We start from the raw sequence: 26,208 nt of genomic DNA on the forward strand, positions 1-26,208 counted from the left end.
TTACGCTTCCCGCCGGTAAATCAGATCCCACACGCCGTGGCCGAGCTTTTCACCGCGGGCTTCAAACTTGGTGAGCGGTCGGAAAGCCGGGCGGGGCACGTAAGGCGCGGTCTCGGCGGTAGCGGTGTTGGCGTAGCCGGGGGCGGCTTCCATCACTTCCGCCATCCACTCGGCGTAGGCTTCCCAATCGGTGGCCATGTGGAACGTGCCGCCGGGCTTGAGGCGCGTGCGAATCAGCTCCACGAACGCAGGCTGGACAATGCGCCGCTTGTGGTGCTTCTTCTTCGGCCACGGGTCGGGGAAGAATAGCTGCAGTGTGGTCAGCGAGCCTTCGGGCAGACACTGCTCCAGTACCGCCAGGGCGTCTTCACGGTAAACGCGCAGGTTGGTCAGGCCGCGTTTATCCACTTCATCGAGCAGTTTACCAACGCCGGGGGCGTGCACTTCGATGCCGATAAAGTCGGTATCGGGATGAGTTTCAGCCTGCTCGATCAGCGAGTTACCCATACCAAAGCCAATTTCCACCACGCGGGGGGCTTGGCGGCCGAACAGGGCGTCTAAATCCTGGCGACCATCGGCAATGGTCAGCCCCAGGCGCGGCCATACGTCTTCCAGGCCGCGTTGTTGGGCTTGGGTCATGCGCCCGGCGCGAATCACATAGCTTTTAATGCCACGGCGGTGCAGCGGCGCATCGGCACTTTCGGGGCCGGTGGTGTTGCTCTCGGGCGCGGTGTCGTTCGTATCGGTCATGGTGTCTCTGTATCAGCCGTTGATTCGGCCTGCAAAAGGCGAAGAGGGGTCGGCGCTTTGGCGGCGCGGCATGCGGCCTGCCAAGAACGCATCGCGGCCAGCCTCGACGGCGAGCTTCATGGCGTTGGCCATGCGCAGCGGGTCGCGGGCGTGGGCAATGGCGCTGTTGAGCAGCACGCCGTCGCAGCCAAGCTCCATGGCCATGGCGGCATCGGAGGCCGTACCAATGCCTGCATCCACCAGGACCGGCACGCTGCTCTGCTCTACGATGAGGCGAACGTTATGCGGGTTTTGAATGCCGTGGCCCGAGCCAATCAATGAGCCCAGCGGCATGATGGCGCAGCAGCCCATGGCTTCCAGCTCGCGTGCCACAATCGGGTCATCGCTGGTGTACACCATCACGTCGAAACCGTCGGCCAGCAGGGTCTCGGCAGCTTTGAGCGTCTCGACCACGTTGGGGTAGAGCGTATGGTCATCGCCGAGCACTTCCAGCTTGACGAGGTTGTGGCCGTCCAGCAGTTCGCGGGCCAAGCGGCAGGTGCGCACGGCATCTTTCGCGTTGTAGCAGCCAGCGGTATTGGGCAACAGGGTGTACTGCCTGGGCGAGATGACGTCGAGCAGGTTCGGCGCATCGGCATCTTGGCCAAGGTTGGTACGGCGCACGGCAAAGGTGACGATTTCGGCACCGCTCTGGGCAATGGCAGCACCGGTTTCGGTAAAGTCTTTGTACTTGCCGGTACCCACTAACAGGCGGGAGCTAAAATCACGTCCGGCAATGGTGAACGGTGTATCAGTCAGTTGCGTCATAGCGATTCCTTGAAAAAGCACCGGCAGCTAGCCGCCGCCAATGGCGTGGACCACTTCGATCTGGTCGCCTGCGGCCAGCGGGGTCGCGGCCAGTTGGCTCTTGGGCACAATCTGTTCGTTGATTTCGACAGCGATACGACGCCCGCCCAGGCCAAGCTGCTCGACCAAGTCAGCAGCGGTGAGGCCAGCGGTCATGGCGTAGGGTTCGCCGTTGAGCGTAAGCTGTATCGACTCATTGGGGGTAGACATAAACAGTAAGCACCCTGGTGGATGAGGCAAAACGGCCTCTATTGTAGCGGTTTCGACCCGTGCAAGGTATGCAGCGGGGTGAATATCTCAATGATTAACGGGGTGGCGATGCGCCGCCAACATAGGTGAAAAGGAGTAGGGCGTGCAGCGAATCGACAAGCTGTGGTGGTGTGTGGTGGCGCTTTTAGGGGCAACCATGGTGATGCTGGGGGCTTACGCCGCCCACGGGTTAGCGGCACGCACCAGCGCTGCCATGGTGGATATCGTGGAAACCGGCGTGCGCTACCAAGCGTGGCACACGCTGGCCATGCTGGCGGTGCTTGCTTGGCGCAGCCACTACTCACACCCCGGCCAGCAGGTCGTACTCGCCTTATGGGCGTTAGGCGTACTGGCCTTTGCCGGTTCGCTCTACCTGATGGCGCTGGCCGGTTTGAGCGTAGGTATCGTGACGCCGATTGGCGGGCTGCTGCTGATGGCCGGCTGGCTGGCCTTGGGCGTCACGGCGCTGCTAAGCCGCTCTTAATCGACGCTAGCCCAGCAGTAGGCGCAATGGCATCCATAAGCCCATGCCGATCATCACCAGATTTTCAGTGAGCGACACAAAGCCGAGCGGTACGTTGCTGTTGCCTCCCACGCAGGCGCACTTGAGTTCGCGCTTATCGATGTAAACCGCTTTAAACACCGACACTGCGCCCACGGTGCCGACGAACAGTGCCAGCGGCGCGGCTACCCAAATCAGCGTGCCAGCCAGCATCAACAGCCCGGCGGCGGTTTCGGCGTAGGGGTAAACGTAGCTATAGGGCACGTAGCGTTGGGCGAGCAGGTCGTAGTTGAGGAACATGGTGCTGAAGCTTTCGATATCCTGCAGCTTCTGCAGGCCCAGCAGCACCATCGCGGTTGCCACGGCAAACTCTGGCATGCGCGCCGTGAGCAGCGTGCCCTGAGTTGCCCAGCTCATCGCCAGACCTATTAATAGCGCGACGGCAAAAATGGCCAGCACCGGGCGGTAGGTAGTCTCTTTGGCATTGGGAACGCTCATACCCAAGTGTTCGCGCACTTCTTCGTAGCCGCCGATACGCTCCCCATCGATATACACCTGCGGCGTGGTATCGACATCTTCTCGCGCCTTGAAGGTGTCGATTTCCTCGCGTGAGGTGAGGGTGTGGTCATCCACCGCGTAGCCTTTGCGCCTGAGCAGGTCGACGGTCTTCAAGCCGAACGGGCACATGTGCTCGGCGGTTTTCATCCGATACACCTGTGCGGTGTGGTGGGTCGTTGCTGCCATCATCAGCCTCCTTGTCGTCTTGCGATCAACGTCCAACCTTTAGCGTAGAACCCAGTGCCGCCCATAGGTCAAACGAGAGTGAGAGGCTGTTGTTTGGGTCTTGACCTATAGGTAGCCCCTAGGTTGTAAGCTTTGCAAAAGACGTTGTCATAGGAGAGCGATATGAAACGACATGCCACGACGCTGCTGGTCTCTGGTGCCTTGATGTTCGGCGTTGCGACGGCCCATGCTGCGCTGCCCGATGAGGCGACGCTGTATAAAAACCCGCAATGCGGCTGCTGCGATGAGTACGCGCGTCATCTTGAAGCGCTGGGCGTAGACGTCACCATTATTGATGATGTCGAGCTGGGTGATATCAAACAGCAGGCGGGCGTGCCTTACGGCATGGGCTCTTGCCACACCATTGAGATAGGCAACTATTGGATTGAAGGGCACGTGCCGATGGAAGCGGTTGAGGCACTGTTTGAACAGCAACCGGATGTCGATGGCATCGGCTTAGCCGGTATGCCGATTGGCACACCGGGCATGCCTGGGCCCCAAAGCGAGCCTTACAACGTTTACCTATTCAGCGATCAAGACGCCCAGCCGTTTATGACGCTGTAGGCGAAGAAGCGCCGTTGCGTCGCGCAAACTCTGCTGCGGGTGCTGGCTTGCCAAAATAGTAGCCTTGATACACATGGCATCCTAAGCGAGCTAGCACCGTGCACTGGTCGGCAGTTTCCGTGCCTTCGGCAATCACGTCTAATCCCAGGCTCTCTGCCAGGGCAATAATGGTGGCGGCTATCGGCGTTGCCTGCATATCCAAGGTTAAATCCTTGACGAAGGCAATGTCGATTTTGAGCGTGTCCAGCGGCAGTGATTTGAGATACGCCAGCGATGAGTAGCCGGTGCCAAAATCATCCAGCGCAAAGCGGATGCCCAGTTGCCGCAGGCGCAGCATCTTATCGATGGTGCCCTCTGGGTCGCTCATTAGCAGCGATTCAGTGAGCTCCAAGGTTAAGCGCTCAGGCGGGGCGCCGGTAGCATGCAGCGTGGTGGTGACCTGCTCGACAAAATCGGGCTGCTGGAACTGACGCACGCTCACGTTAAGCGAAAGCTTTAAATCTCTCAGGCGCGTGTCGTGCTGCCACTCGCCGAGCAGGCGGCAACCCTCTTTTAGTACCCAGGCCCCTAGGGGCAGAATCAGTCCGGTTTGTTCAGCGATGGGAATGAAGCGCCCTGGTGAAATCATGCCTTGCTGGGGGTGGTGCCAGCGTACCAGGGCTTCGGCACCGATGACCTCGTGCTGCGCTCCCACCTGTGGTTGAAGGTGCAGGCTAAGCGCACCGCTATCAATCGCCAGGCGCAGCTCACGCTCTAGCGTTATATCCTCTTCAAGCTTTTGCTCCAACACCGCGCAGAACCGTTTTGGCTCGCCGTCCCGCTGGCGCTTGGCTTCCAGTAGCGCAAGCCCTGCGCGCTTGAACAGCTGCCCGACGCTCTCAATCTCACGAGGGCAAAAAATCAGCATGCCCACGTTAATTTTGCACGGGTAGGTGTGCCCGTGAAGCTGGTAGTCGGCCACTAGGGACGCCAGCACGCTCTCGATATGCTGGTGCGCCTGTTGTTCAGCTGCCGTTTGATCGGTGGCGTTGAGCGTGTGGCACAGCGCAAACTCATTGCCATCCAAGCGGGCAGCGTACATTTGCTTTCCGGCCTGCTGTTGCAGGCGGCTGCCGAGCTGTCGTAACAGCTCGTCGCCGATATCTTGGCCCATACTGTCGTTCAGCACTTTGAAACGGTTGACGTCCAACAGTGCTAGCACTGAGTAGTGGCCCTTATGGCGGCTATCCTGCAGGTGTGTCGTCAAGTACTCCTGAAGGGCCAAGCGATTTGGCAAGCCCGTGAGCATATCGTGATAAGCCAGGTAGCGAATCCGCTGCTGTGCGTTTTGCTCGTCGGTTCGGTCGCTGATCAGGGCCACGTAATCCTGATCTTTACTGTGGGCATAGTTCACGCGGCTGATGCTGAGCCATGCCGGGTACTCATCGCCATTGGAGCGCAGAGCGGTGACCATACCGCTCCATTCCCCTTGCGATACCAACGCACGGTGAATGGCAGGCGTGAGCGCCTGGCTATCTTTAGCGTAAGGCACTTGAGTGATATCCGTACCGATGAGCTGGGTGTGAGTCATCCCCGTTAATTGCTCAAAAGCGTTATTACACAGCCGGATGCGCGCTCCATCATCAAATAGCACCACGCCATCCTGCAGAGCGGCAATCACTTCCAGCAGACGCCGTTGAGTCATATGGCCGTGGCGCTCGCTGTCTTCCAGGCGGCGCTGGATTTTAATCGCCAGCACCGTCAGCAGCGCGGCAAAAACGGCCGCCCCGCTGATCACAAAAATAAGCCAGTGGGAGGCCTCTATGTGGGCGTGATCGGCGGCATCGCTCATGGGCACGAACCAGGCAGCCTGCATGGCCACGTAGTGCATGCCGCTGACGGCGAGCGAGATACACAGCGCAGAGACAAAGGCGTATCGCTGATAGTGCGCTTTGCCATTTTCCATGCGGCATAAGCGGTAAGCATAGGCACTGAGAACGCCCAGCCCAACGGCAACGACCAGCGAGGCTAGGAGCAGATCCAGCGCGTAGTAGAGCGTTGCCGGCATACGCATGGCGGCCATGCCGCTATAGTGCATCACGCCAATACCCAGCCCTAAGCTGATACCTGCAAGGATCAGAGTGCGGTGCCTTAACTGCTCTCGGCAGAGCAGCGTCATGGCTACAAGGCTGCCTAAAATAGCGGGCAGTATTGAAAGCAGCGTGAGTAGATGGCTATGGCTGACATGAAAGTCCAACTGATAGGCGTGCATGCCGACAAAGTGCATGCTCCAGACGCCAGCGCCCATTACGCTGGCACCTGCGGTGAGCCATGTTCTGCGCCAGAGCGACGATGAGTGACTACCGACCAAGCGAATAATTTCTAGGCTGGCGTAAGACGCGGCCAGTGCAACTAGCCAGGATAAAATGACCAAGGGAACATCGTGCTTTCCTTGCAAAGCACTCAGCGCCTGCGGATCCAGTAACAGGTTGGGCAGTATCATTAATAAATCGCTGTGTGACAGTGGCATGCACACACTACTTTATAATGTTTGTTAAATCCTTTCTCTGATAATCGAAGTTGTGCTTAAACGCTAGAGGCTGGCGAGGGCGTCTGGCGTATCGATATCGAGCAGAATGCCTGCGTCGTCGACGTCATACGTATGGTAATGGGATGGGTGGCGTTGAATCAGCGACTTAGCGCCCGTTTCGCCTCGTAAGTGCTCCAGTTCCGGCCAAAAAGCCCGGCCAAACAGCACCGGGTGGCCGGGCTGCCCGCCGTAGCGCGGCCGCCAGATGGTATCGCGGGCGGCCTGCTGCTGTAGTGCCCGCAGCGTCGCGGGGTGAATACGCGGCATATCGCCTAGCAGTACCGCCACCGCCTTGCTGTCGTTCAGGCGGCAATCACCGCCTAGCGCCGCCACCGCTTCGGCCAAACTGGCGCCCAGCCCCAGGTGCGCCTGACGTAGCCGGATCAGCGGCGTGCTGGCAGCCAAGCCAAGCTGAAACGCGTTGTCCTCCTCACGAATCGCGACCCGTACCTGGCTAAACGCCTGCTCGGTGTGCGCAACGGTGGTGGCCAACAGCGTTCGGCCATCGGCAAGACGCTCCTGGCGCTTATCGGCCTCGCCATAGCGCCGCGAGTAGCCTGCCGCCATCACTAGAGCGACGACGTGGTTAGCGTTCATGGCGATTAAAGCTCATCGACGGCCTTACCGTTCTGCACCCGTACGATATCCGCCATGACCGCCAGGGCAATTTCCGCCGGAGTTTTACTGCCCAGCGCTAGGCCAATGGGCATATGCAGGCGCTTCACCTGCGCTTGGGTGAGCCCGCCGGAGCGTATCAGCCGCTCGGCCCGCGCGGTGGAGGTGCGCTGAGAGCCCATCACGCCAATATAGAATGCAGGTGTGCATACGGCTTCCATCATGGCCAAGTCATCGATGCGCGGGTCGTGGGTGAGCGCCACCACTGCCGTCGCCCCATGGCAAGCGCCGGAGGCGATGTACTGGGACGGCAGCGCTGCCTTAACCACCGCGCCGGGCACGGAGAACTGCGCGCAGGCGGTGGCGTCCGGGTCGCAGACGATCACCTCGAAACCGAGCGTGACGGCAAAGGCCGCACAGGGGGCGGTAATGGCGGAGATGCCCGCAATAATTAACCGCCTGGCGGGGGCAACGCGTAGGTAGATGCGCTCGGATTCCCCCTGCACTTGCTCACGGTAAACCCGTGGGCCAAGCGAGGCATCCTTGTGAAAGCCAAAGCGCCCACTGGGGAGGTCGACATGGCGCACCAGCGGCTGCTGGCCGTCTAGCGTCGCCAGCAGCGTGGTGAGATGTGCTTCGGTGGCTTGAGTCGCGTGCAGGAGCTCAATTAATACTTCTAAGATGCCACCGCAGGGCAGCGTCACGTTAGCTCCTTGAACGTCGTCCGGGTCGCCGTAGCGGATGACCGTCACCGGGCGCTCAAACGCCCCCTCTTTGACGCGCTGGAGAAAGTCCTCCTCTACACAGCCCCCGGACAGCGAACCAATGGCCTCTCCTGCTTCGTTCACTGCCATCCAGGAGCCCGGCTCGCGAGGAGAGGAGCCAAAGGTAGCCAGCACCGTGCAGAGCCAAAAAGGGCGGCCCTGCTGGCACCACGCCAGGGCGTGTTCAATCACCTGCCGATCCAAGTGTTGCATCAATATTGCGTCCTTTCGTCAGTCACCCTGCCCGCTTAGCGCGGGTCGTTGCGCTAAGCGTAGCGCAGCCGCTTGGCACGCGTCAGGTCGCTGCCGCCGATTTATGTCTATGCTGAAGGGGCGAGACCGTTGATAAGCAACAGCAATGAGCAGGGAAGGCACCGATTTATGAACGCTTCAAATAGCGCTGAACAGCGCCGCGATCAGGCACCGCAAGAAGTGCCGCGCTCGACCGTGACGCTGGTGGTGAATGGCACCCAGCACACCTTAACGCTCGATAACCGCACCACGCTGCTGGATACCCTGCGGGAACATCTAGCGCTCACCGGCTCCAAAAAAGGCTGTGACCACGGCCAGTGTGGCGCTTGCACCGTGTCGGTGAATGGCGAACGCATCAACGCGTGTCTCACCCTGGCAGTGATGCACGAAGGTGACGAGATCACCACCATCGAAGGCCTGGGTACGGTAGATCATCTAGACCCTATGCAGCAGGCGTTCGTGGATAACGACGCCTTCCAATGCGGCTACTGCACGACGGGGCAGATCTGTTCGGCCAACGCCGTATTGCAGGAGATCGCCGCCAATATTCCCAGCCATGTCACGGCGGATCTCACCGCGCCTATCGAGATCACCGATGCCGAGATTCGCGAGCGGATGTCGGGCAACCTCTGCCGCTGCGGCGCTTACGCCAACATCCTCAAGGCCATTACCCAGGTTGCCAAGGAGCGCGCATGAGAGCCTTTTCCTACGAGCGGGCGTCTAGCCCCGCCGAAGCAGCGGCCCGCGCGGCCGAGGTGCCGGGCGCGAAATTCATTGCCGGCGGCACCAACCTGCTGGATTTAATGAAGCACGAGATCGAAACCCCGCTGCACCTGATCGATGTGCGCGGCACCGGCTTAAACGACATTACCGCTACGGAAGAGGGTGGCCTGCGGGTGGGGGCGATGGTCAGCAATAGCACCCTGGCGGCCGACCCACGCGTGCGCAAAGCCTATGGCGTGTTGAGCCGGGCGCTGGTGGCTGGGGCGTCTGGCCAGCTGCGCAACAAAGCCACCACCGGCGGTAATCTGCTGCAGCGCACGCGCTGCCCCTATTTTTACGACACCGCCATGCCCTGCAATAAGCGCTCACCGGGCGCTGGCTGCGCGGCGCTGGGAAAAGGCGCGACCACCCGGCAGCTCGGCGTAATTGGTACCTCTGATGTGTGCATTGCCACGCACCCCTCCGATATGGCGGTGGCGCTACAAGCGCTGGATGCCCGCGTGGAAACCGATACCCCCGAGGGCGAGACCCGCAGCCTGACACTAGATGCGTTCTACCAGCTGCCCGGCGATACCCCCGAGGTAGAAAACGTCCTGGCCAAGGGCGAGATGATTACCGGGGTGGCGCTGCCCGCGCCGATGGAAGGGCGCCATGCCTACTTCAAGGTGCGCGACCGCTCTTCGTACGCCTTTGCGCTGGTCTCAGTGGCGCTGATTCACGCCCCGGACGGCACGGGGCGCGTGGCGCTGGGCGGTGTGGCCCCACGGCCCTGGCGGCGCGATGCTGCGGATGCCGCGCTGCCCCAAGGCGCAGCCGCGGTGATGGCTGAGCTGCTGGATGGTGCCCGCCCGACCGAAGAGAACGCCTACAAGCTGACCCTGGCAGAGCGAACGCTCGCCGCGCTGCTGGCCGAGGAGTAACCGATGGATTTCAATCAATCGACCGACGATAACCTGTTTGACCGCGCCCGTATTGTCGGCAAGCCCCATGCGCGCATCGATGGCGCGCTCAAAGTGACCGGCCAAGCCCCCTACGCCTACGAGCGCCATGACGTAGCGGCCCACCAGCTGGTGGGCTACCCGCTATGTGCTACCATCGCCAAAGGGCGCATTACCCACATGGATGCCACAGCCGCCCGCGCCGCGCCTGGGGTGGCCACGGTGGTCACCACTCTAGAAATAGAACCGCTGGCGCAGGCCAAAAGCAACGTGGCGCGCCTGTTTGGTGGCGATACCGTTGCCCACTACCATCAAGCCATTGCCGTGGTGGTGGCCGACACTTTAGAGCAGGCGCGAAGTGCCGCCGCACTGATCGAGGTGCGCTACCAAGAAGAGCAAGGCGTGTTTGATTTAGACGCCGCCTGGGAGCAGCAAACACCCGACGAGCCGCTCTCTGACGTGGGCGATGTGGATGCGGCCTTTAAAAACGCAGCGGTAACGTTGGATGAAGTCTACCGCACGGCTTCCCAAAGCCACGCCATGATGGAGCCTCACGCCTCTATCGTGGATTGGTCGGATGGCGGGAAAATGACGGTTTGGACCTCCAACCAGATGATAGCCTGGACCCGCAAAGCGCTGGCCAAGACCTTTGCTATCGACCTTGAGACCATTCGTCTAGAGAGCCCCTACGTGGGCGGCGGCTTTGGCGGCAAGCTCTGGCTGCGGGCAGATACCGTGCTGGCCGCGCTCGGCTCTCGGGCTGCTGGGCGGCCGGTTAAGCTCGCGCTACCGCGCCCGCTGGTGTTCAACAACGCCACCCACCGCTCCGGTACTGTTCAGCGCCTGCGTATTGCCGCCGATGCCGAGGGCCGGATTACCGCCTTCGACCACTCAGCGTTCTCCCATACGCTGCCCGGCGGCAGCGGCGAGAACCCGGTCAACCAAACCCGCGCCTTTTACGCCGGTGCAAGCCGCCGCGTGGCCCATACGGCTATCGAGATGGACCTGCCCGAGTCGGCGGATATGCGCGCCCCCGGCGAAGCCTCCGGCCTTGCCGCGTTGGAAATCGCCATGGACGAAATGGCCGAGAAGCTGGGCATGGACCCGGTAGAATTTCGCATCCTCAATGACACACAAGTCGACCCGGAAGACCCCAGCAAACCGTTTAGCGACCGCCACTACGTAGAGTGCCTGCAAAAAGGGGCCGAGGCGTTTGGCTGGGAGGCGCGCAACCACACCCCAGGCGGCCAGCGGGAAGGGCAGTGGCTGATCGGCCACGGCATGGCAGGGGCTTATCGCGGCGCGCCCACCATGGATTCCGGCGCTCGGGTGCGCTTGCAGGCTGGGCGCTTGGTGGTCGAGACCGATATGACCGATATCGGCACCGGTTCGTACACGATTATTGCTCAAACCGCCGCGGAAGCCATGGGGTTGGCGCTAGATGACGTGGAGGTGCGGTTGGGCAACAGCGACTACCCGGTCTCGTCGGGCTCCGGCGGGCAGTTCGGTGCCGCCAGCGCCACCGCCGGTGTTTACGTGGCCTGCTTGAAGCTTCAAGAGGAGATTGCTCAGCGCCTTGGTATGAACGCGCCGCGGTTTGAACAGGGCATGGTGATCGCAGGCACCACCGAGGTAGCGCTTGCGGAGGTGGCTGATGGCGAAGAGCTGGTGGCAGAAGACACCATCCACTTTGGAGACTTCAAAGGCACGCTGCAGATTGGCACCTTCGCCGCGCACTTTGTTGAAGTAGCCGTACACGCCCATACCGGCGAAACTCGAGTGCGCCGTATGCTGGCGGTGTGCGACGCGGGGCGGATCCTCAACCCGGTCACGGCGCGCAGCCAGGTGATTGGGGGGATGACCATGGGCGTGGGCAGTGCCTTGATGGAGGGACTCACCCCCGATGTGGAGCGCGGCTTTTTCGTCAATCACGACCTCGCCAGTTACGAGGTGGCGGTACATGCGGACATTCCCGAGCAGGAGGTGATTTTCCTGGATACCACCGACGCCGCCTCGACGCCGCTTAAAGCCAAGGGCGTGGGGGAGCTGGGCATCTGTGGCGTCGCGGCGGCCGTGGCGAATGCGATCTATAACGCCACCGGCATCCGCGTACGCGACTACCCGATGACGCTGGATCGGCTGATTGACCAGCTCCCCAAAGTGAGTTGAGCGCGTTAAGGCGTGAACGACGGCGCTGTTTGGCAGCTTAGGTGTTATCCGGCAGCGCATAGCTGGCGGTGACATGCACCACGGGGCGCGTGTCATCGCTGGCGGAGAAAATCTGCACTTCGCCCACCGCCAGGCGGCGGCCCAGCTTGATCAGCTTGGCGTGGGCAATAATGTCGTGGTCGCCGGAGGCTGCGCGTAGAAAGTGGCAGTTTAAATCGCTGGTCACGGCCATCGCTTCGGGGCCTATTTGGGCCAGTATCGCCACGTACAGCGCCACATCCGCAAAGCCCATCATGGTAGGGCCTGACACGCGGGGGCCAGGGCGCAGGTGCTCATGGCCAATGCTTAAACGCATGGTGGCGCACATATCTCCAACGCTCACTATCTTGCCCATCCGCTGGGGAAAGACTTCATCTAAAAAGTGCTCAATCTGCTCGGCGGTCATCACGGTCATTGTTGTTATTCCTCGCTATTTTCTTACAGGCACGGGGACTGATGCTGCGGGCAGGTCGTAGAGAGGAGGTTGTCCGCAGCGCCACTTTGCTTTTACGTCAACGTAAGCCAGCATAAATAAAAAAGCCCCAAGGCGCGAGCCTTGGGGCTGGGGGCTATTAAGCGATAGGGCTTATTTAGCCTTGTGTACCTGGCGCCATGCGTGCAGGAGCGGCTCGGTGTAGCCAGACGGCTGTACGCGACCTTTGAACACCAGGTCAGAGGCAGCTTTGAACGCGGTAGAGCCTTCAAAGTCGGCGCTCATGGCGGTGTAAGTGGGGTCGCCAGCGTTCTGCTCATCAACCACTTTCGCCATGCGCTTGAGGGTTTCCTCAACGCGGGGCGCATCGACGATACCATGATGCAGCCAGTTGGCAATGTGCTGGCTGGAGATACGCAGCGTGGCGCGGTCTTCCATTAGGCCAACGTTGTGAATATCCGGCACTTTGGAGCAGCCGACGCCGTGTTCAACCCAGCGCACGACGTAACCCAGAATACCCTGGCAGTTATTATCCAGCTCTTGCTGAATCTCTTCATCCGACCAGTTGGGGTTTTCCGCTACCGGCACGGTGAGCAGGTCGTCCAGGAAGTCCGGCTCGCCCTGGGCTTCCAGCTCGCGCTGAACGTCGTTCACGTTTACCTGGTGGTAGTGCAGCGCGTGTAGGGTCGCCGCTGTGGGGGAAGGTACCCACGCGGTATTGGCACCGGCTTTCGGGTGGCCAATCTTCTGCTCCAACATGTTGTGCATCAGGTCCGGCATGGCCCACATGCCTTTACCAATCTGGGCGCGGCCACGCAGGCCACAGGCCAAACCAACCTGCACGTTGTTTTTCTCGTAGGCGGTGATCCACGCGGCGCTCTTCATATCGCCTTTGCGAACCATCGGGCCTGCTTCCATGGCGGTGTGCATCTCATCACCGGTGCGATCCAGGAAGCCGGTGTTGATAAACACCACGCGGGAGGCGGCTTCGGCAATACATGCCTTGAGGTTAACCGTGGTGCGGCGCTCCTCGTCCATGATGCCCATTTTCAGGGTGTCACGGCTCATGCCCAGGATGTCTTCGACGCGGCCAAACAGCTCGTTGGCGAAGGCGACTTCTTTCGGGCCGTGCATCTTCGGCTTCACGATATACACCGAGCCTGCGCGGGAGTTGCGCGGCTGGTCGGCATCTTTCTTCAGGTCGTGCAGGGCCAGCAGCGAGGTGACCACCGCGTCCAGAATGCCTTCCGGCAGTTCGTTGCCGTTTTCGTCCAGCACCGCAGGCGTGGTCATCAGGTGGCCCACGTTGCGCACGAACATCAGCGAACGGCCCGGCAGCGTGACGGTGTTGCCGTCAGTGGTTTGCCAAGTGCGGTCGGCGTGCAGCTTACGGGTGAAGGTTTTGCCGCCTTTTTCGATGTTCTCTTCCAGGTCGCCCTTCATCAGGCCGAGCCAGTTGCTGTACACACCGACTTTGTCTTCAGAATCCACCGCCGCAACGGAGTCTTCGCAGTCCATGATGGCGGTCAGCGCGGCTTCAACGACTACGTCTTTGACGTGCGCCGGGTCGGTCTTACCGATCGAGTGGTTGGCATCGATCTGGATTTCCAGGTGCAGGCCGTTGTTGGCCAGCAGAATCGATTCGGGGGCGGAAGCATCACCGTTAAAACCAATCAGCTTACCGGAGTCTTTTAGACCGGTTTCACGGCCGCCTTCCAGACTGACGACCAAGTGGCCGTCGCGGATGGTGTACTTAACGGCATCCCGGTGAGAGCCAGTGGCCAGCGGGGCGGCACGGTCCAGCACGCCACGGGCGTAAGCGATGACTTTTTCGCCGCGTTTCGGGTTGAAGCTGGTGCCTTTTTCCGCGCCGTCTTCTTCAGAGATGGCGTCGGTGCCGTACAGTGCATCGTACAGGCTGCCCCAGCGGGCATTGGCAGCGTTCAGGGCGTAGCGGGCGTTGCTCACCGGTACCACCAACTGTGGGCCTGCTTGCGTGGCGACTTCGCGGTCAACATTGGCCGTGGTGGCTTTCACGCTATTCGGCGCGTCTACCAAATAGCCCGCTTCTTTCAGGAAGCTGCGGTAGGCGGGCATGTCGCTGACCGGGCCGGGGTTTTCACGGTGCCAAGCGTCCAGCTTCTCTTGCAGCGTGTCGCGCTCTTCGAGCAGCTGGCGGTTTTTCGGGGTCAAATCGTGAAACAGAGCATCGACACCGGCCCAGAAGGCGCTTTCGTCGACGCCGGTGCCCGGCAGAGCCTGCTCGTTGATGAAACGATCTAGGTCGGCTGCCACCTGTAAACGGTGACGCGTGATACGCTCGCTCATGGGGTTCTCCTGTGAAGGTGCCCGTGGTTGGTTTGACTGCCACGGTCAGGGTAAAATTTGAATTATGGAAAATACTTCCACATCTGCGTTGGCATGTAAACAGCCTAGACCCTAAAGCGGTAAAATGCTCGACCAAATGATAAGAGCGGGCGCCACCGCCGCTGTTATTTGTGCTGTTAATCAGCCCATGGAAGTGTGGTGTTCACGGAGAGACGTTAATGCATAATTTCCAACACTTGGAAGGTCTGTTTCGGCAGGCGCAAGGTGAGTCGTCGCTCTCCCGCTTAACCCCGGGCGATGCGCTAACGGAAGCTGTGCATGACTACTTTCGCCACTACGGCTTAGAGACGCTGCTCAACGACACCAGCGAAGTGCACGCCGGGTTTATTGATACCGGGCGGTTCGCGCTGTGGTGCCAAGTGTGGAGCCCACCTGCGCCCACCGGCACCGCGTTTGTTATTCATGGCTACTTTGACCACTTGGGCCTGTACCGCCATTTACTTAACTGCCTGCTGGCCAAAGGCTGGCGCGTGGTGCTGTGGGATTTGCCTGGTCACGGGCTTTCCAGCGGCCCCCGGGCGGAAATCGAAGATTTCGACGATTACCAGCACTGCTTGGCGCACCTGCAAGAGACGCTGCAGACCCTCAGCATGGCACCGAAGCCGTGGCTGGGCGTGGGCCAAAGCACCGGTGCGGCGATTCTCGCCACCGACGCGCTCACCCGCCGCGACACGGCCGGATGGGCAGGCATTGTGCTGCTGGCACCGCTAGTACGCCCCTGGCGCTGGAGCCAGGCCAGCTGGCTGCATTTAATCGCCAGCCCCTTTGTGAAAGAGTTGCCGCGCAAGTATCGCCCCAACTCCACCGACGAGCAGTTCACCGCCTTTCTACGCGACCAAGACCCGCTTCAGCCAGAACGGCTAAGCGTGGCCTGGATTACCGCTATGCGCCGCTGGATGCCACGCCTACTGGCGCGAGAGCCTAACCCGCTGCCGACGCTGATTCTGCAAGGCGAGCAGGATCTCACCGTGGATTGGGAGTGGAACCTCGCCATTTTGGCGAATAAATTTCCTAATGCAGAGATTCACCGCCACCCGGAGGCGCGCCACCACTTGGTGAACGAAGCAGAGCCGATTCGCCAAGTGTTGTTTGAAGCGCTCGATCACTTTGTCGAGAACGTGCATTAAGCTCCCTTCAATAGCCGATCCAACTGCCGGTAGCCGATGGCTTCGATAAAGTGCGGCTGGGAGGGCTTGGGTTCGCCCTGTAAGTCAGCCAGCGTCAGCGCCACGCGCAGCACGCGGTGGTAGGCGCGGGCGGAGAGCTTGAGCTTTTCCAGCACGCCTGCCAGCCAGGCGCGCTCTTCATCATTAAGGGCGCAGGCGGCTTCCAGCGCTTTACCGCTGAGCTGGCTGTTGAGCGCGCCCCGAGCCATTTGCCGCTCCCGAGCTGCCATCACCCGCTCGCGCACTGCGCTGGAGGGTTCGCCCTGAGTTTGTGCGGTGAGCTGCTCTGGTGGCAGCGCGGGCACTTCCACTTGTAGGTCAATACGATCCAACAGCGGGCCAGAGAGCCGTGCCTGATAGCGCTGAATTTGGCTGGCGCTGCACTGGCAGCGTTGGCGTGGGTCGCCCAGGTGCCCGCAGGGGCAAGGGTTCATCGCGGCAACGAGCTGAAATTGAGCAGGGTATCGGCGTTCATGGCTGGCGCGGGAGAGATGTATTTCCCCAGTTTCCAGCGGTTGGCGTAATACTTCCAAAACGTTGCGGGAGAACTCCGGCAGCTCATCCAAAAACAGCACGCCGTGGTGTGCGAGCGAGATTTCTCCCGGTTTGGGTTTTGAGCCGCCGCCGACCAGTGCAGCAGCGCTCGCGCTGTGGTGGGGTTGGCGAAAAGGTCGCTGGCCCCAGTCGGCTTCCAGCGCCAAGCCACATACCGAGCGCACTGCCGCCACCTGTAGTGCATCATCCTCTGACAGCGGCGGCAGAATGCCGGGTAAGCGGCTGGCCAGCATGGTTTTTCCGGTGCCGGGTGGGCCTGCGAGCAATAGGTTATGGCCTCCTGCGGCAGCGACTTCCAGCGCTCGGCGGGCCTGATGCTGGCCGCGCACGTCGGCTAAGTCCGCCATGGGGGCGGTAGATTTGACGGAGGCGGAGAGCTGGTGGGGCGGAATTTTCTCCTGGCCCAGCAAGTGAGCCACCACTTGCCAGAGAGAGTCGGCGGGCAGCACCGGTAAATCGCCCGCGAGGGCAGCTTCATCGGCGCAGGCTCGGGGCACAATCAGCGCTTTGTTGGCGCGGCGGGTAGCTAGGGCAAATGGCAGCACACCGGGCACCGCCCGCAGTTTGCCATCCAGGGCCAGTTCCCCTGCGCACTCCATGCCTTCCAGCGCATCCACCGGGATTTGGCCGGAGGCCGCGAGGATGCCCAGTGCAATCGGCAAATCAAAGCGGCCACCCTCTTTGGGCAGGTCCGCCGGGGCGAGGTTGAGGGTAATGCGCTTGGTGTTGGGGAAATCAAAACCCGCGTTGATCAAGGCGCTGCGCACCCGTTCGCGGCTCTCTTTCACGGCGGTTTCCGGCAAGCCCACCAGGGTTAATCCCGGCAAACCGTTGGCTAAGTGAACCTCTACATGTACCGCCGGTGCTTCCAACCCCACGCCTGCCCGCGTGGCGACAATGGCTAGCGTCATCGCCTTTCCTCTGCTGTTGTCACTTACTCCAATGTAGGATAAAGCTACATTAGCTTAAGTATTTAACCTAACGTAATTAAGAAGGCTTTGGTAGCGCTTAAGCAACTGGTTCAAGTAGCGGAGACGGCTTGACGAGGTAATGCGCTTGCATTAACTTTGTATGCATTACCTTTGCATTGCTATCAAGCGGAGAGCGACAGTGAGCACGCTTATCGAAGACGACTCAACTCTGACGGATCGCTATCAAACGACTGTTCCGGCATCGATTCGCCGGGCGCTAAAGCTGAAGCGCCGAGACCGTATCCATTATACCGTTCGTCCTGATGGAGAAGTGGTGCTTACCCGGGCGAGTGATGAGGCCAAGCACGACCCTGTGATGGTCAACTTCCTCAATTTTCTAGAGCGCGATCTTCTGGCGCATCCGGAAAATATTCGCCCGGTGACTGCCAGTAGCTTTGCCGAGGCCAAACGGCTTACCGCAGGTATTGAGGTAGACCTCGAAGAGGCGCTGGAAGAGGATGATGACGACGAATGAAGCCTCTGGAGGTTAATGGATGGACGATTTATGCCCATCCGTTGTTCTTGGAACAAGTCGAAGCACTCACCTTGAAGGTGAGACATCTTCAATCGAAAGATCCTGCCGGTTATCGCAACAAGGCGGCCACCAAGCGCCTAGCAGCGATCATGAAGCTGGCCTTGAATGATATTCCGCAGGATCCATCAGGCACTCAATACCGCCAAGGGAACACGCTTGGCACAGAACACACTCATTGGCAACGAGCAAAGTTCTACCAGCAGTACCGGCTGTTCTTTCGCTACGATGCTGCGAGCAAAATCATTATTTATGCATGGGTCAATGATGACGCTACAAAACGCGCTTATGGCAGTAAGCATGATACTTACTCTGTCTTTCAGAAAATGCTCAGCAGTGGCAACCCACCGGATAGCTGGAAAGCCTTACAGAAAGCCTCAATGAGCGAAGTTGAACGAATTCATTTACTTTTAGCGGCAGATAACAACGATAACTAAATCACACTAGATCTCTTTGGGGAGATCCGCCGGGGCGAGGTTGAGGGTAATGCACTTGGTGTTGGGGAAATCAAAACCCGCGTTGATCAAGGCGCTGCGCACCCGTTCGCGGCTCTCTTTCACGGCGGTTTCCGGCAAGCCCACCAGGGTTAACCCCGGCAAGCCGTTGGCTAAGTGAACCTTTACATGTACCGCCGGTGCTTCTAACCCCACGCCTGCCCGCGTGGCGACAATGGCTAGTGTCATGGCGCTCCCTCGCAACGTCTCTCAATCGGCTCACTCAGTTTAATGAGCCTGCTCGTTGGCTAAGCCTACTTTATTTCAGGCGTTGGGCGCCACTCTGGTGGGCAGGTTGATGGCGGGCTAGTCAGCGTGATGGGCATTCAACGCGCTGGTTAGCTCACGGGCAAAGCGCTGGGCGGAGGGGAGAGCGCCAAAGCTCCAAACTGGTGGCAGGCGAAGTAGGCGGCCGTTTTGCACGTTGGGTAAGTGCTGCCAGAGGCCGCTCCCTTCCAGCTGCTCTTCCACGCCTGCGGGGAGTGGGTCGACGATGACCAGCGTGGCATCGGGGTAGCGTGCCAGCGCTTCAATACCGGCCAGTGAAAACCCCCAGGCGTTGGTGGGTTGGTCCCAGGCGTTGGGCAGTTCAAGCTGCTCTAGAACGGCGTTGTAGAGGCTGTTCTCGCCAAATACCCGCACATGGCGGGCATCCATGAATTGCACCATTAGCAGTGGGGGCGAGTCGCTGTGCTGGCGGCGCAGCTCAGCCATCAGCTGTTCGGTGTTCTCAATCAGCGCCTCGGCTTCGGCGTTGCGGTCGGTCAGCTCGCCCAGTTGACGGGTAAGGCTCTGCATCTCCTGCCATGTCTCCGCGCCTGGTGAGTAGAGGGCGAAGGTGCCCACCGGGGCAATTTTCTCCAGCCGGGGAATCAGCCCGGTAAACATAGGCGAGAGCAGTGTTTGTTCGGGGGGCGATTGGGCCAGCAGCTCGAAGTTGGGCTGGGTGCGCAGGCCAATATCCATCACATGCTCGGGAATGCGCGGCTCGCCCACCCAGTCGTGGTAGGCGGGCTGCTGCGCAATGCCGCTGACCTGCGCGTCAATCGCGAGCAGCGTCTCGGCAATGGTCCAGTCGATGGTGGCCCATTGGGCGTGGCTGGCGGTAGACAACAGCAGGCCAGCCGCAAGCAGGCTGCGGCGAGCCAGGATAAGCAGTCGGGGGAAACAGCGCATGAGGTTAGTACCTAGCAATAAGCGCCTTATTTAAACGAGTCTGTTTATCAATTGCAAATAGAAACACCCAGGCATGCACAGGGCGCGTGCGCCTGGGTGTGGTCGCTGCTTAGAAACGGTAATGAACGCTGGCGGTGACGCCGCGTTCGGCACCGAAATAGCAGTACTCCAGTGAGTTACACGACGCCACGTACTCTTTATCCAGGGCGTTGTGCACATTCAGGCGGGTTTCGACGCCATTGAGGCCTGCTTGGCTCCAGTCGTAGCCCAGCGTGGCGTCAACGAGGGTGTAGTCCGGCACGGTGGCGGTGTTGGCGCGGTCAGCGGCAATGTCAGCGTAGTGGCGCACGCCCACGCCGATATCCGCACCGCTTAGCCAACCCTCCTGCACGGCATAGTGGCCCCACAGCTGTACTTGATGGCGGGGGGAGTAAATGGCGTTATTGCCCTGGTTGCCGTCGTCGCTTTTGGCGTAGGTAATGTCGGTAAAGCTGTAGCCTGCCTGAAGTGAGAGCGCCTCGGTGAGCTGCGTTTGGGCTTCCAGTTCGATGCCTTGTGACTCAATCTCGCCTACGGCACGGTAGGGGTCGGTAGGCTGCTCTTTGGTAGCCACGTTCTCCTGGCTGATGTGGAACAGCGCTGCGCTGTACTGCTGCTGTTCGTTGGGCTGGTATTTCACGCCGGTTTCCCACTGTGCACCCTCCATGGGAGCGAGCAGGTCGCCGTTGGCATCGACGAAGCTGGTGGGGGTAAAGGCCGTCGAGTAGCTGACGTAGGGGGCAATGCCGTTATCGAACAGGTACACCACCCCGGCGCGGCCGCTAAATTGGGTGTCACTCAACGCGCTGGTAGCGCCGCTGTCGCGATTGGTGTTATCGATATTGACCCAGTCAAAGCGCCCGCCCAGCGTCACGCGCCAGTTATTGACGGCGATTTGATCTTGAAGGTAGACGCCGGTTTGCTCCAACTCGTGGTTCTCCCGGATGGGCGCGTAGAACGCCAGCGGCTCGCTGCCGTAGACCGGGTTGAAGGCATCCAAAGAGGGGAACGCGCCGGAAGGCCAGGCAACCTCGTTCTCGCGTTGCTGGTAATCCGCTCCCAACAGCAGGGTGTGCTCCATGAAGCCGTTGGTCAGGCGGGCTTCTAACTGATTATCCACCGTTAAGGCCTGAAGCGACTCCTCGCTGCCGGAGTAGTAGCGGGCCAATGCGTTTGAGGTCGGCGATGCCCAGCCAAAACCATACACCTGATTTAGCGTCACGTCTGAATTGAGATAGCGCAGCAGTTGGCGCGCGGATACGCGGTCGTTAAAGCGGTGCTCAAGGGTATAGCCGAGCATGCGCTGGGTGCGCTTATAGGCGTCGTAATCGGCTTCGCCATCGAAGAAGTTATTGCTTATTTGGCGGCCATTGCGAGCGATCACCGCGCCTTCATAAGGCACGCCGGAGTGGTAGCCGCCTTCTGGCTCATCCTGAAGATACGCTTCGACGGTCAGGCTGGTGGCGTCGGTCATGTCCCAGGTTAGCCGTGGCGCAATGGCGTAGCGCTCCTCTTCGGCTGGGCCAAACTGGGTATCAGCGGCGCTGGCGATGCCGGTGAGGCGAAACGCAACGCGCTGTTCTTCCCCCAGCGGCCCCGTGAGATCAAACGCTGCGCTGCGCTGATCATTATTGCCGACCCTAAAACGCAGTTTGCCGCCCTGCTCAAACTCAGGGCGTTTGCTGTTGAGCGCTACCACGCCGCCCGGTGAGGCGCGGCCATAAAGCACGGATGCAGGGCCGCGCACCACTTCGATGCTGTCTAAAAACCAGGGGTCGATGCGCATGCTGCTATGGGAGTTGGCGTCGCCCATCACCTTCAAGCCATCTAAAAAAGTGTTGCTCAAGCTGCCATCGGAGAAGCCCCGCAGCACCAGGTAATCAAAACGGTTGGAAGCCCCTATTTGATTGCTATACACGCCGGGGGTGTAGTCGGCGGCGCGCTGTACGGTACTGACGCCGCGTTGCGACATCTGCGTTTCGGTGATGGTCGAAACGCTCTGTGGGGTTTCGATAAAGGGCGTAGCAACTTTGGTCGCCGCCTGTTGGGCAGTCACAGTGACGGTGGCTAAAGCAGTGCTCGGCTGTGCCGCAGCAGGCGTTGCCAGCGCGATGAGCAGCGCACTGCTCAAGGGGGCAAGTAAAAATAGACGATGGGTGGAGGCCATAAGTGATCCTGGGAGGAAGTGGAATCAGTGTTATTAAGCAATGAGAATTATTGCTTTTTATGGCGCCATAAAGGTATGCGCCGTGCCAAGCCTGCTATGCGCGCTGACATGTTTGTGCACGCGAAAGGAACTCAAGCGCTGGCTATACGCTGGAGCGATTCCACTCGTGAGGGGAAAAACCGAAGTGGCGCTTGAAGGCGCTGGAGAAGTTGCTGGCATGCCGATACCCACAGTGATGGGCCGCCTGTTGCACGCTCTCACCTCGTTGCAGTGCCTCGTACCCCTGCTGTAATCGCACTTGGCGAATATAGTCGAACAGCGTGCAGCCGTAGCAGGCGCGAAACTTCTGGCGCAGGCTGCTGGGGCTCATAGCGGCTTCTTTGGCTAATGCGGTGAGGCTATAAGGCTCGGCGGGATGCTGAGCAATGCGCGAGTGCAGCGCCGTGAGGCAATGACGATCACGGGTAGAAAGGCGTTTGTGCTCGGGTAGCGCTGTCAGACGCTCGGGCAAACCTAATCCAATTAGCTGCAGTGCTAACCCCTGCCAAACGAGCGCCTGTCGCCAGAGCGAGGGCGGTTGCTCACTAATGGTGCAAAGCGTTTCGCAGAGGGCCTTGGGGAGCTTCCAGCAATGCAAACATGAAGCATCAGGCGGGGTGGGTAGGCCTAAGGGTGCAGTGGCCAGAACCGCAATATTGACAGTACGAAGGCGTGTTTGAATAGGCTGATGCACCATGAGTGGGTGTCGGGCATCAAAGTGGCTGCATACGCCATCTCCTGCAGAGAGCTGTATCTGCTGCTTGCCCATTTGGAGATGAATAGTGCCTTCCAAGATAACGCTCAAGAACCATGGCACGCTTTGGTAAGACGTGGAGGTATAGCCACGTTCTACCTGCAAATCAGAGAGCGTTAAGTGCACCCCGTGGCGCAGGCTAACGTCATGTACATGACCAGTGGCGACCGGCTGGCGCGGAGAAGAAGGGCCTTCAATGCGGTAGTGAATGCCGAAGCGCTGGCCAAGCTGGGCCAACGAAAAGGGGGTGATTTCAGGCGTTGCTAAGCGTTCCTGCTGAGGCATTGGGGCAGTCGCTATCGTGGGTGGAGCGTAGTGCCTGCGCCGTATTGGTGCTTAACGGCACGCGGGAGGCTGCAGATAAGCGCACGATAGCACTATCACTAGGGTTGTCAATGATAGTGATTCTTGTTCACTGGTATAAGGTTTTGAATTAAGTGCAGGGGAGAGGACGGGAGAGAGTGTGGGAGAGAGGTAGGGGCAAGAAGTGGGGCAGCCGAACCTGCCCCATGCCGTGCAAAACGGCGTACTTACTCAGCGCCGTCAGCGGTTGGCTTAGTTGTGCTGGAAGGTTGCACAGGGGCGGGCGGTACTTCAGCTTCTACAGGCGTGGCGGCGTTGGTGCTAGAGGCTTCTACTGCTGCTTCCAAGCTGGCCACTTGGCGCTCTAGGGCCTCTACCCGCGAGCGGGTGCGTTGCAGCACATCCATCAAAATATCAAAGTCTTCCCGCGATACCAGCTCCAGGCGGTCAAACGCGCCGCGTACCACCTGCTGGACACCTTTCTGAATATCTTCCGGGGCTTGCGACGCATTCTGTAAGCGGTCGCCGATCTGCTGGGCTAAGCGGCTAATGCGGTCTTGGGGCGCCATGGCTCTCTCCTTAAACGATCACGCATAAATGTGAACTGCTTGTGAGTAAGGATACGCAACCCGCCGACGATTCGCATGTGCCGTTTGTTAATTAAGCGCGGTGGGCGTACGTGTACAAATGCATCGAAATGGGGCGACTAGCTTTTTTCAATGTTCTTTTATGGTGCAAAGCAAGTCCGGCACGTAGTAGGTAGCGGTGCTTAGTTACCGCCACTTACTTATGTTAATAATTTAAGTTTTTGAATTTAAATAATAAAAAAGTGAGTGGCACGGTATGAGCATTAGTAGGGCAAGCACTAAATTCGGGCGGCCATGCCGCTATCCACCGAGCCAGCAGGGGAGATCCGGGATGAAACTCATCACCGCTATCATCAAGCCATTCAAGCTTGACGACGTTCGTGAAGCACTCGCCGACAACGGCGTTCAAGGGATTACGGTTACCGAAGTAAAAGGCTTTGGCCGTCAAAAGGGGCATACCGAACTCTACCGCGGTGCGGAATACGTGGTCGACTTTCTGCCCAAGGTGAAAGTGGAAGTCGCCGTCGACGATGCGCGCCTGGAGAGCGTGTTGGATGCCATCTGTAACGCAGCGAATAGCGGCAAAATCGGCGACGGCAAAGTGTTTGTGACGCCGTTGGAAGATGTGATCCGTATTCGTACCGGTGAGCGCGGTGCCGACGCCGTTTAAGGGCCGACTTTGAGTTGCTGATGACGTTTTAACGTCGCCAAGTATCTCTTCCAAGTACCTTTTCTTAGTACAAACGGGGAACACCTCATGAATGAGTTAGCTGATTTGAGCTATGCGCTCGATACGTTCTACTTCTTGATCTGCGGCGTGCTGGTCATGTGGATGGCCGCAGGCTTCGCCATGCTGGAAGCGGGCTTGGTTCGCTCCAAAAACACCGCAGAAATCCTGACTAAAAACATCGCACTGTTTGCGATTGCCTGCACCATGTACTTACTGGTGGGCTACTACATCATGTACTCCAGCAGCGCAGGCGGCTTCCTGCCGAACCTGGGCTTCTTGATCGGTACTGAAAACAGCGCCGATGCAGTGCTGGCCGGTGGCGACGATGCGCCTTACTACTCCATGCGTTCTGACTTCTTCTTCCAGGTAGTGTTTGTGGCTACCGCGATGTCGATTGTTTCGGGTGCGGTTGCTGAGCGTATGAAGCTGTGGGCGTTCCTGGCCTTTGCCGTGGTGATGACTGCGTTCATCTACCCGGTGTCTGGCTACTGGACCTGGGGCGGCGGCTGGTTGTCTGAAGTGGGCTACTCTGACTACGCGGGTTCCGGCATTGTGCACATGGCCGGTGCGGCTGCAGCGCTTGCCGGTGTGCTGGTACTTGGCCCGCGTAAAGGCAAGTACGGTAAAGATGGCTCTATCCACGCGATTCCCGGTGCCAATATGCCGCTGGCAACGCTGGGTACCTTCATCCTGTGGATGGGCTGGTTCGGCTTCAACGGTGGCTCTGAGCTGAAAATGTCCGATATCGGTTCAGCTAACAACGTTGCGCAAGTGTTCGTGAACACCAACGCAGCGGCTGCTGGTGGTGTCATCGCCGCGCTTATTCTAGCTAAGCTGTGGTTCCGCAAGGCGGACCTCACCATGGCGCTGAACGGCGCGCTGGCTGGCCTGGTGGCGATTACCGCCGACCCTCTTTCTCCTTCAGCGCTGGGTGCTGCCATTATTGGCGCAGTAGGTGGCCTGATTGTTGTCGCTGCTATCGTAACGTTGGACAAACTGAAGCTGGACGATCCGGTTGGTGCGATCTCCGTTCACGGTGTGGTCGGTATCTGGGGTGTGTTGGCAGTACCGCTGAATAATGGCGATGCTTCTTTCGGTGCACAGTTGATCGGTATCGTGGGCATCTTTGGCTGGGTCTTCATCGCAAGCTTAGTGGTATGGCTGGTGCTGAAAGCGGTCATGGGTATCCGCGTTAGCGAAGAAGAAGAGTATGAAGGCGTCGATATCGCTGAGTGCGGTCTGGAAGCCTATCCCGAGTTTAGCGTTAAGAAATAAGCTTGCGCTAATCATGTGAGCTGGCGTGCTCCTTTTGGCCTCCCCACCGTGGGAGGCCTTTTTGTCCTTCACAGGTAGGTTGCACGCTGGTTGTTATTAGCTAGGTACGTACTGGTTTTTTATTCTCTGCCCATGGCGGTGTATGCTTAACCCACTGGGTAACGGGCTTGGCTATGCGAGCGCCCCGCCAACCTTGATGGGTTATGACAACCGTTCAATAACGCTGTTTTGATAACAGTGGGCCACCAAGCTAGAGGATGTCGCAATGAAATTGATCTCAGCCATTATCAAGCCGTTCAAGCTTGATGACGTACGCGAATCGCTCTCTGATATCGGCGTGCAGGGCATTACGGTAACGGAAGTGAAAGGGTTTGGCCGTCAGAAGGGCCACACGGAGCTCTATCGTGGCGCGGAGTACGTGGTGGATTTCCTACCCAAGGTGAAGTTGGAAGTGGCCGTTGACGACGATATGGCCGAGCAGGTGATCGACGCGATTACCCAGGTCGCCAACACCGGTAAGATCGGTGACGGTAAAATCTTTGTGATGCCCCTTGAGCAGGTCATCCGTATTCGTACTGGCGAAACCGGTAAAGACGCGGTTTAACGGTGAAGCGTCAGTAGTGAAGGGTAAGGCGTGAACAGTGAGTTGCGCTGAATAGACAAAGCCCCTGTGGATAGTATCCACAGGGGCTTTGTGCATAAGGCGACGATGATACGGGCTACGATTTTCTATTCACCTGGATTGCCCCTAAAAAAGTAGACACCTTTTTTCGAGAGAAGGTGTTATGAAATACAAATGTAGCCCCAGGTATTCAGATGCGTTTAAACGTGACGCC

General features: G+C 59.3%; 25 protein-coding genes and 1 pseudogene. 11 read left to right on the forward strand and 15 right to left on the reverse strand.

The features are described 5' to 3' along the window. The 3 genes from trmB to thiS are packed head-to-tail and all read right to left on the reverse strand — an operon-like array spanning position 1 to position 1,806. Positions 1 to 750 (reverse strand): tRNA (guanosine(46)-N7)-methyltransferase TrmB, encoded by a 750-nt coding sequence (gene trmB / locus BIS10_RS07670; protein ID WP_062359229.1) that lies wholly within the window; start codon positions 748 to 750, stop codon positions 1 to 3. 12 nt (positions 751 to 762) lie between these two features. Beyond that, a complete protein-coding gene (locus BIS10_RS07675; RefSeq protein WP_083025362.1) occupies positions 763 to 1,557 on the reverse strand; it encodes a thiazole synthase in 795 nt (264 codons plus the stop codon). Between the two features lie 27 nt (positions 1,558 to 1,584). Beyond that, positions 1,585 to 1,806, reverse strand: coding sequence for a sulfur carrier protein ThiS (thiS, locus tag BIS10_RS07680; RefSeq protein ID WP_153843523.1), 222 nt, complete (start codon positions 1,804 to 1,806; stop codon positions 1,585 to 1,587). 142 nt (positions 1,807 to 1,948) lie between these two features. On the opposite strand from thiS, the gene BIS10_RS07685 reads away from it, so the two are divergent. Next, positions 1,949 to 2,329, forward strand: coding sequence for a DUF423 domain-containing protein (locus BIS10_RS07685; RefSeq protein WP_083025358.1), 381 nt, complete (start codon positions 1,949 to 1,951; stop codon positions 2,327 to 2,329). 6 nt (positions 2,330 to 2,335) lie between these two features. Here BIS10_RS07685 and BIS10_RS07690 read toward each other — a convergent pair whose 3' ends face one another. After that, positions 2,336 to 3,091 (reverse strand): glutaredoxin, encoded by a 756-nt coding sequence (locus BIS10_RS07690; protein ID WP_207953620.1) that lies wholly within the window; start codon positions 3,089 to 3,091, stop codon positions 2,336 to 2,338. A gap of 162 nt (positions 3,092 to 3,253) precedes the next feature. Here BIS10_RS07690 and BIS10_RS07695 point away from each other — a divergent pair, with 162 nt between their 5' ends. Then, entirely contained in the window at positions 3,254 to 3,694 is a 441-nt protein-coding gene (locus BIS10_RS07695; RefSeq protein ID WP_083025336.1) for a DUF411 domain-containing protein, read from the forward strand. On the opposite strand, the gene BIS10_RS07700 is transcribed toward BIS10_RS07695, so the two are convergent. The 3 genes from BIS10_RS07700 to BIS10_RS07710 all read right to left on the reverse strand — a co-directional run bounded on the left by BIS10_RS07700 (position 3,681) and on the right by BIS10_RS07710 (position 7,855). Continuing rightward, positions 3,681 to 6,203 (reverse strand): EAL domain-containing protein, encoded by a 2,523-nt coding sequence (locus tag BIS10_RS07700; protein WP_253504091.1) that lies wholly within the window; start codon positions 6,201 to 6,203, stop codon positions 3,681 to 3,683. The genes BIS10_RS07695 and BIS10_RS07700 overlap by 14 nt on opposite strands. Positions 6,204 to 6,266: 63 nt before the next feature. Then, positions 6,267 to 6,860: a nucleotidyltransferase family protein gene (locus BIS10_RS07705; RefSeq protein WP_253504094.1), complete on the reverse strand. Its 594-nt coding sequence runs from the start codon at positions 6,858 to 6,860 to the stop codon at positions 6,267 to 6,269. Positions 6,861 to 6,865: 5 nt separating this feature from the next. Further along, a complete protein-coding gene (locus BIS10_RS07710) occupies positions 6,866 to 7,855 on the reverse strand; it encodes an XdhC family protein (protein WP_253504097.1) in 990 nt (329 codons plus the stop codon). 168 nt (positions 7,856 to 8,023) lie between these two features. Between BIS10_RS07710 and BIS10_RS07715 the strand changes: the two genes are divergently transcribed. From BIS10_RS07715 to paoC, 3 genes are read left to right on the forward strand one after another with little or no spacing between them, the layout of a single operon-like run. Continuing rightward, a complete protein-coding gene (locus BIS10_RS07715) occupies positions 8,024 to 8,590 on the forward strand; it encodes a 2Fe-2S iron-sulfur cluster-binding protein (protein ID WP_253504101.1) in 567 nt (188 codons plus the stop codon). Further along, on the forward strand, positions 8,587 to 9,537 hold the full coding sequence (locus tag BIS10_RS07720) for a xanthine dehydrogenase family protein subunit M (protein ID WP_253504104.1): 951 nt from the start codon (positions 8,587 to 8,589) through the stop codon (positions 9,535 to 9,537). The genes BIS10_RS07715 and BIS10_RS07720 overlap by 4 nt, the downstream gene beginning before the upstream one ends. Before the next feature lie 3 nt (positions 9,538 to 9,540). Then, positions 9,541 to 11,724 (forward strand): aldehyde oxidoreductase molybdenum-binding subunit PaoC, encoded by a 2,184-nt coding sequence (gene paoC / locus BIS10_RS07725; protein ID WP_253504107.1) that lies wholly within the window; start codon positions 9,541 to 9,543, stop codon positions 11,722 to 11,724. A 37-nt stretch (positions 11,725 to 11,761) separates the two neighbouring features. Here the strand turns inward: paoC and BIS10_RS07730 are convergent, their stop codons facing one another. Then, a complete protein-coding gene (locus BIS10_RS07730) occupies positions 11,762 to 12,178 on the reverse strand; it encodes a PaaI family thioesterase (RefSeq protein ID WP_083025333.1) in 417 nt (138 codons plus the stop codon). 171 nt (positions 12,179 to 12,349) lie between these two features. After that, positions 12,350 to 14,524, reverse strand: coding sequence for a malate synthase G (locus BIS10_RS07735; protein WP_253504110.1), 2,175 nt, complete (start codon positions 14,522 to 14,524; stop codon positions 12,350 to 12,352). A gap of 218 nt (positions 14,525 to 14,742) precedes the next feature. Between BIS10_RS07735 and BIS10_RS07740 the strand changes: the two genes are divergently transcribed. Next, positions 14,743 to 15,711, forward strand: coding sequence for an alpha/beta hydrolase (locus tag BIS10_RS07740; protein ID WP_253504112.1), 969 nt, complete (start codon positions 14,743 to 14,745; stop codon positions 15,709 to 15,711). Here BIS10_RS07740 and BIS10_RS07745 read toward each other — a convergent pair. Next, positions 15,708 to 17,216 (reverse strand): YifB family Mg chelatase-like AAA ATPase, encoded by a 1,509-nt coding sequence (locus BIS10_RS07745; RefSeq protein ID WP_253504115.1) that lies wholly within the window; start codon positions 17,214 to 17,216, stop codon positions 15,708 to 15,710. The two genes, BIS10_RS07740 and BIS10_RS07745, sit on opposite strands and share 4 nt — an antisense overlap. Positions 17,217 to 17,415: 199 nt before the next feature. On the opposite strand from BIS10_RS07745, the gene BIS10_RS07750 reads away from it, so the two are divergent. Both BIS10_RS07750 and BIS10_RS07755 read left to right on the forward strand, forming a co-directional pair. After that, positions 17,416 to 17,751: a type II toxin-antitoxin system PrlF family antitoxin gene (locus tag BIS10_RS07750; protein WP_253504118.1), complete on the forward strand. Its 336-nt coding sequence runs from the start codon at positions 17,416 to 17,418 to the stop codon at positions 17,749 to 17,751. Continuing rightward, positions 17,748 to 18,245, forward strand: coding sequence for a type II toxin-antitoxin system YhaV family toxin (locus BIS10_RS07755; protein WP_083025295.1), 498 nt, complete (start codon positions 17,748 to 17,750; stop codon positions 18,243 to 18,245). The genes BIS10_RS07750 and BIS10_RS07755 overlap by 4 nt, the downstream gene beginning before the upstream one ends. Before the next feature lie 12 nt (positions 18,246 to 18,257). Here the strand turns inward: BIS10_RS07755 and BIS10_RS07760 are convergent. The 5 genes and pseudogenes from BIS10_RS07760 to BIS10_RS07780 all read right to left on the reverse strand — a co-directional run. Then, a pseudogene (locus BIS10_RS07760) lies at positions 18,258 to 18,491 on the reverse strand (magnesium chelatase domain-containing protein); the annotation flags it as partial. A 117-nt stretch (positions 18,492 to 18,608) separates the two neighbouring features. Next, the gene (locus tag BIS10_RS07765) at positions 18,609 to 19,478 is read right to left on the reverse strand and encodes an ABC transporter substrate-binding protein (RefSeq protein ID WP_253504121.1); all 870 of its coding nucleotides are present in this window, start codon (positions 19,476 to 19,478) and stop codon (positions 18,609 to 18,611) included. 109 nt (positions 19,479 to 19,587) lie between these two features. Beyond that, entirely contained in the window at positions 19,588 to 21,684 is a 2,097-nt protein-coding gene (locus BIS10_RS07770) for a TonB-dependent siderophore receptor (RefSeq protein WP_253504125.1), read from the reverse strand. A 142-nt stretch (positions 21,685 to 21,826) separates the two neighbouring features. Next, the gene (locus tag BIS10_RS07775; RefSeq protein ID WP_253504128.1) at positions 21,827 to 22,762 is read right to left on the reverse strand and encodes an AraC family transcriptional regulator; all 936 of its coding nucleotides are present in this window, start codon (positions 22,760 to 22,762) and stop codon (positions 21,827 to 21,829) included. A gap of 245 nt (positions 22,763 to 23,007) precedes the next feature. Continuing rightward, positions 23,008 to 23,349: an accessory factor UbiK family protein gene (locus BIS10_RS07780; protein ID WP_253504131.1), complete on the reverse strand. Its 342-nt coding sequence runs from the start codon at positions 23,347 to 23,349 to the stop codon at positions 23,008 to 23,010. Between the two features lie 349 nt (positions 23,350 to 23,698). Between BIS10_RS07780 and BIS10_RS07785 the strand changes: the two genes are divergently transcribed. The 3 genes from BIS10_RS07785 to glnK all read left to right on the forward strand — a co-directional run bounded on the left by BIS10_RS07785 (position 23,699) and on the right by glnK (position 25,976). Further along, positions 23,699 to 24,037 carry a P-II family nitrogen regulator gene (locus BIS10_RS07785; protein ID WP_058579766.1) on the forward strand — a complete coding sequence of 113 codons (339 nt, stop codon included), beginning with the start codon at positions 23,699 to 23,701 and terminating at the stop codon, positions 24,035 to 24,037. 87 nt (positions 24,038 to 24,124) lie between these two features. Continuing rightward, positions 24,125 to 25,372 carry an ammonium transporter gene (locus BIS10_RS07790; protein ID WP_253504134.1) on the forward strand — a complete coding sequence of 416 codons (1,248 nt, stop codon included), beginning with the start codon at positions 24,125 to 24,127 and terminating at the stop codon, positions 25,370 to 25,372. 265 nt (positions 25,373 to 25,637) lie between these two features. After that, positions 25,638 to 25,976 (forward strand): P-II family nitrogen regulator, encoded by a 339-nt coding sequence (glnK, locus tag BIS10_RS07795; protein ID WP_009098335.1) that lies wholly within the window; start codon positions 25,638 to 25,640, stop codon positions 25,974 to 25,976. The last annotated feature ends 232 nt before the right edge of the window (positions 25,977 to 26,208 follow it).

The organism is Halomonas sp. 707B3 (assembly GCF_024158645.1).
Classification (GTDB): domain Bacteria; phylum Pseudomonadota; class Gammaproteobacteria; order Pseudomonadales; family Halomonadaceae; genus Vreelandella; species Vreelandella lionensis.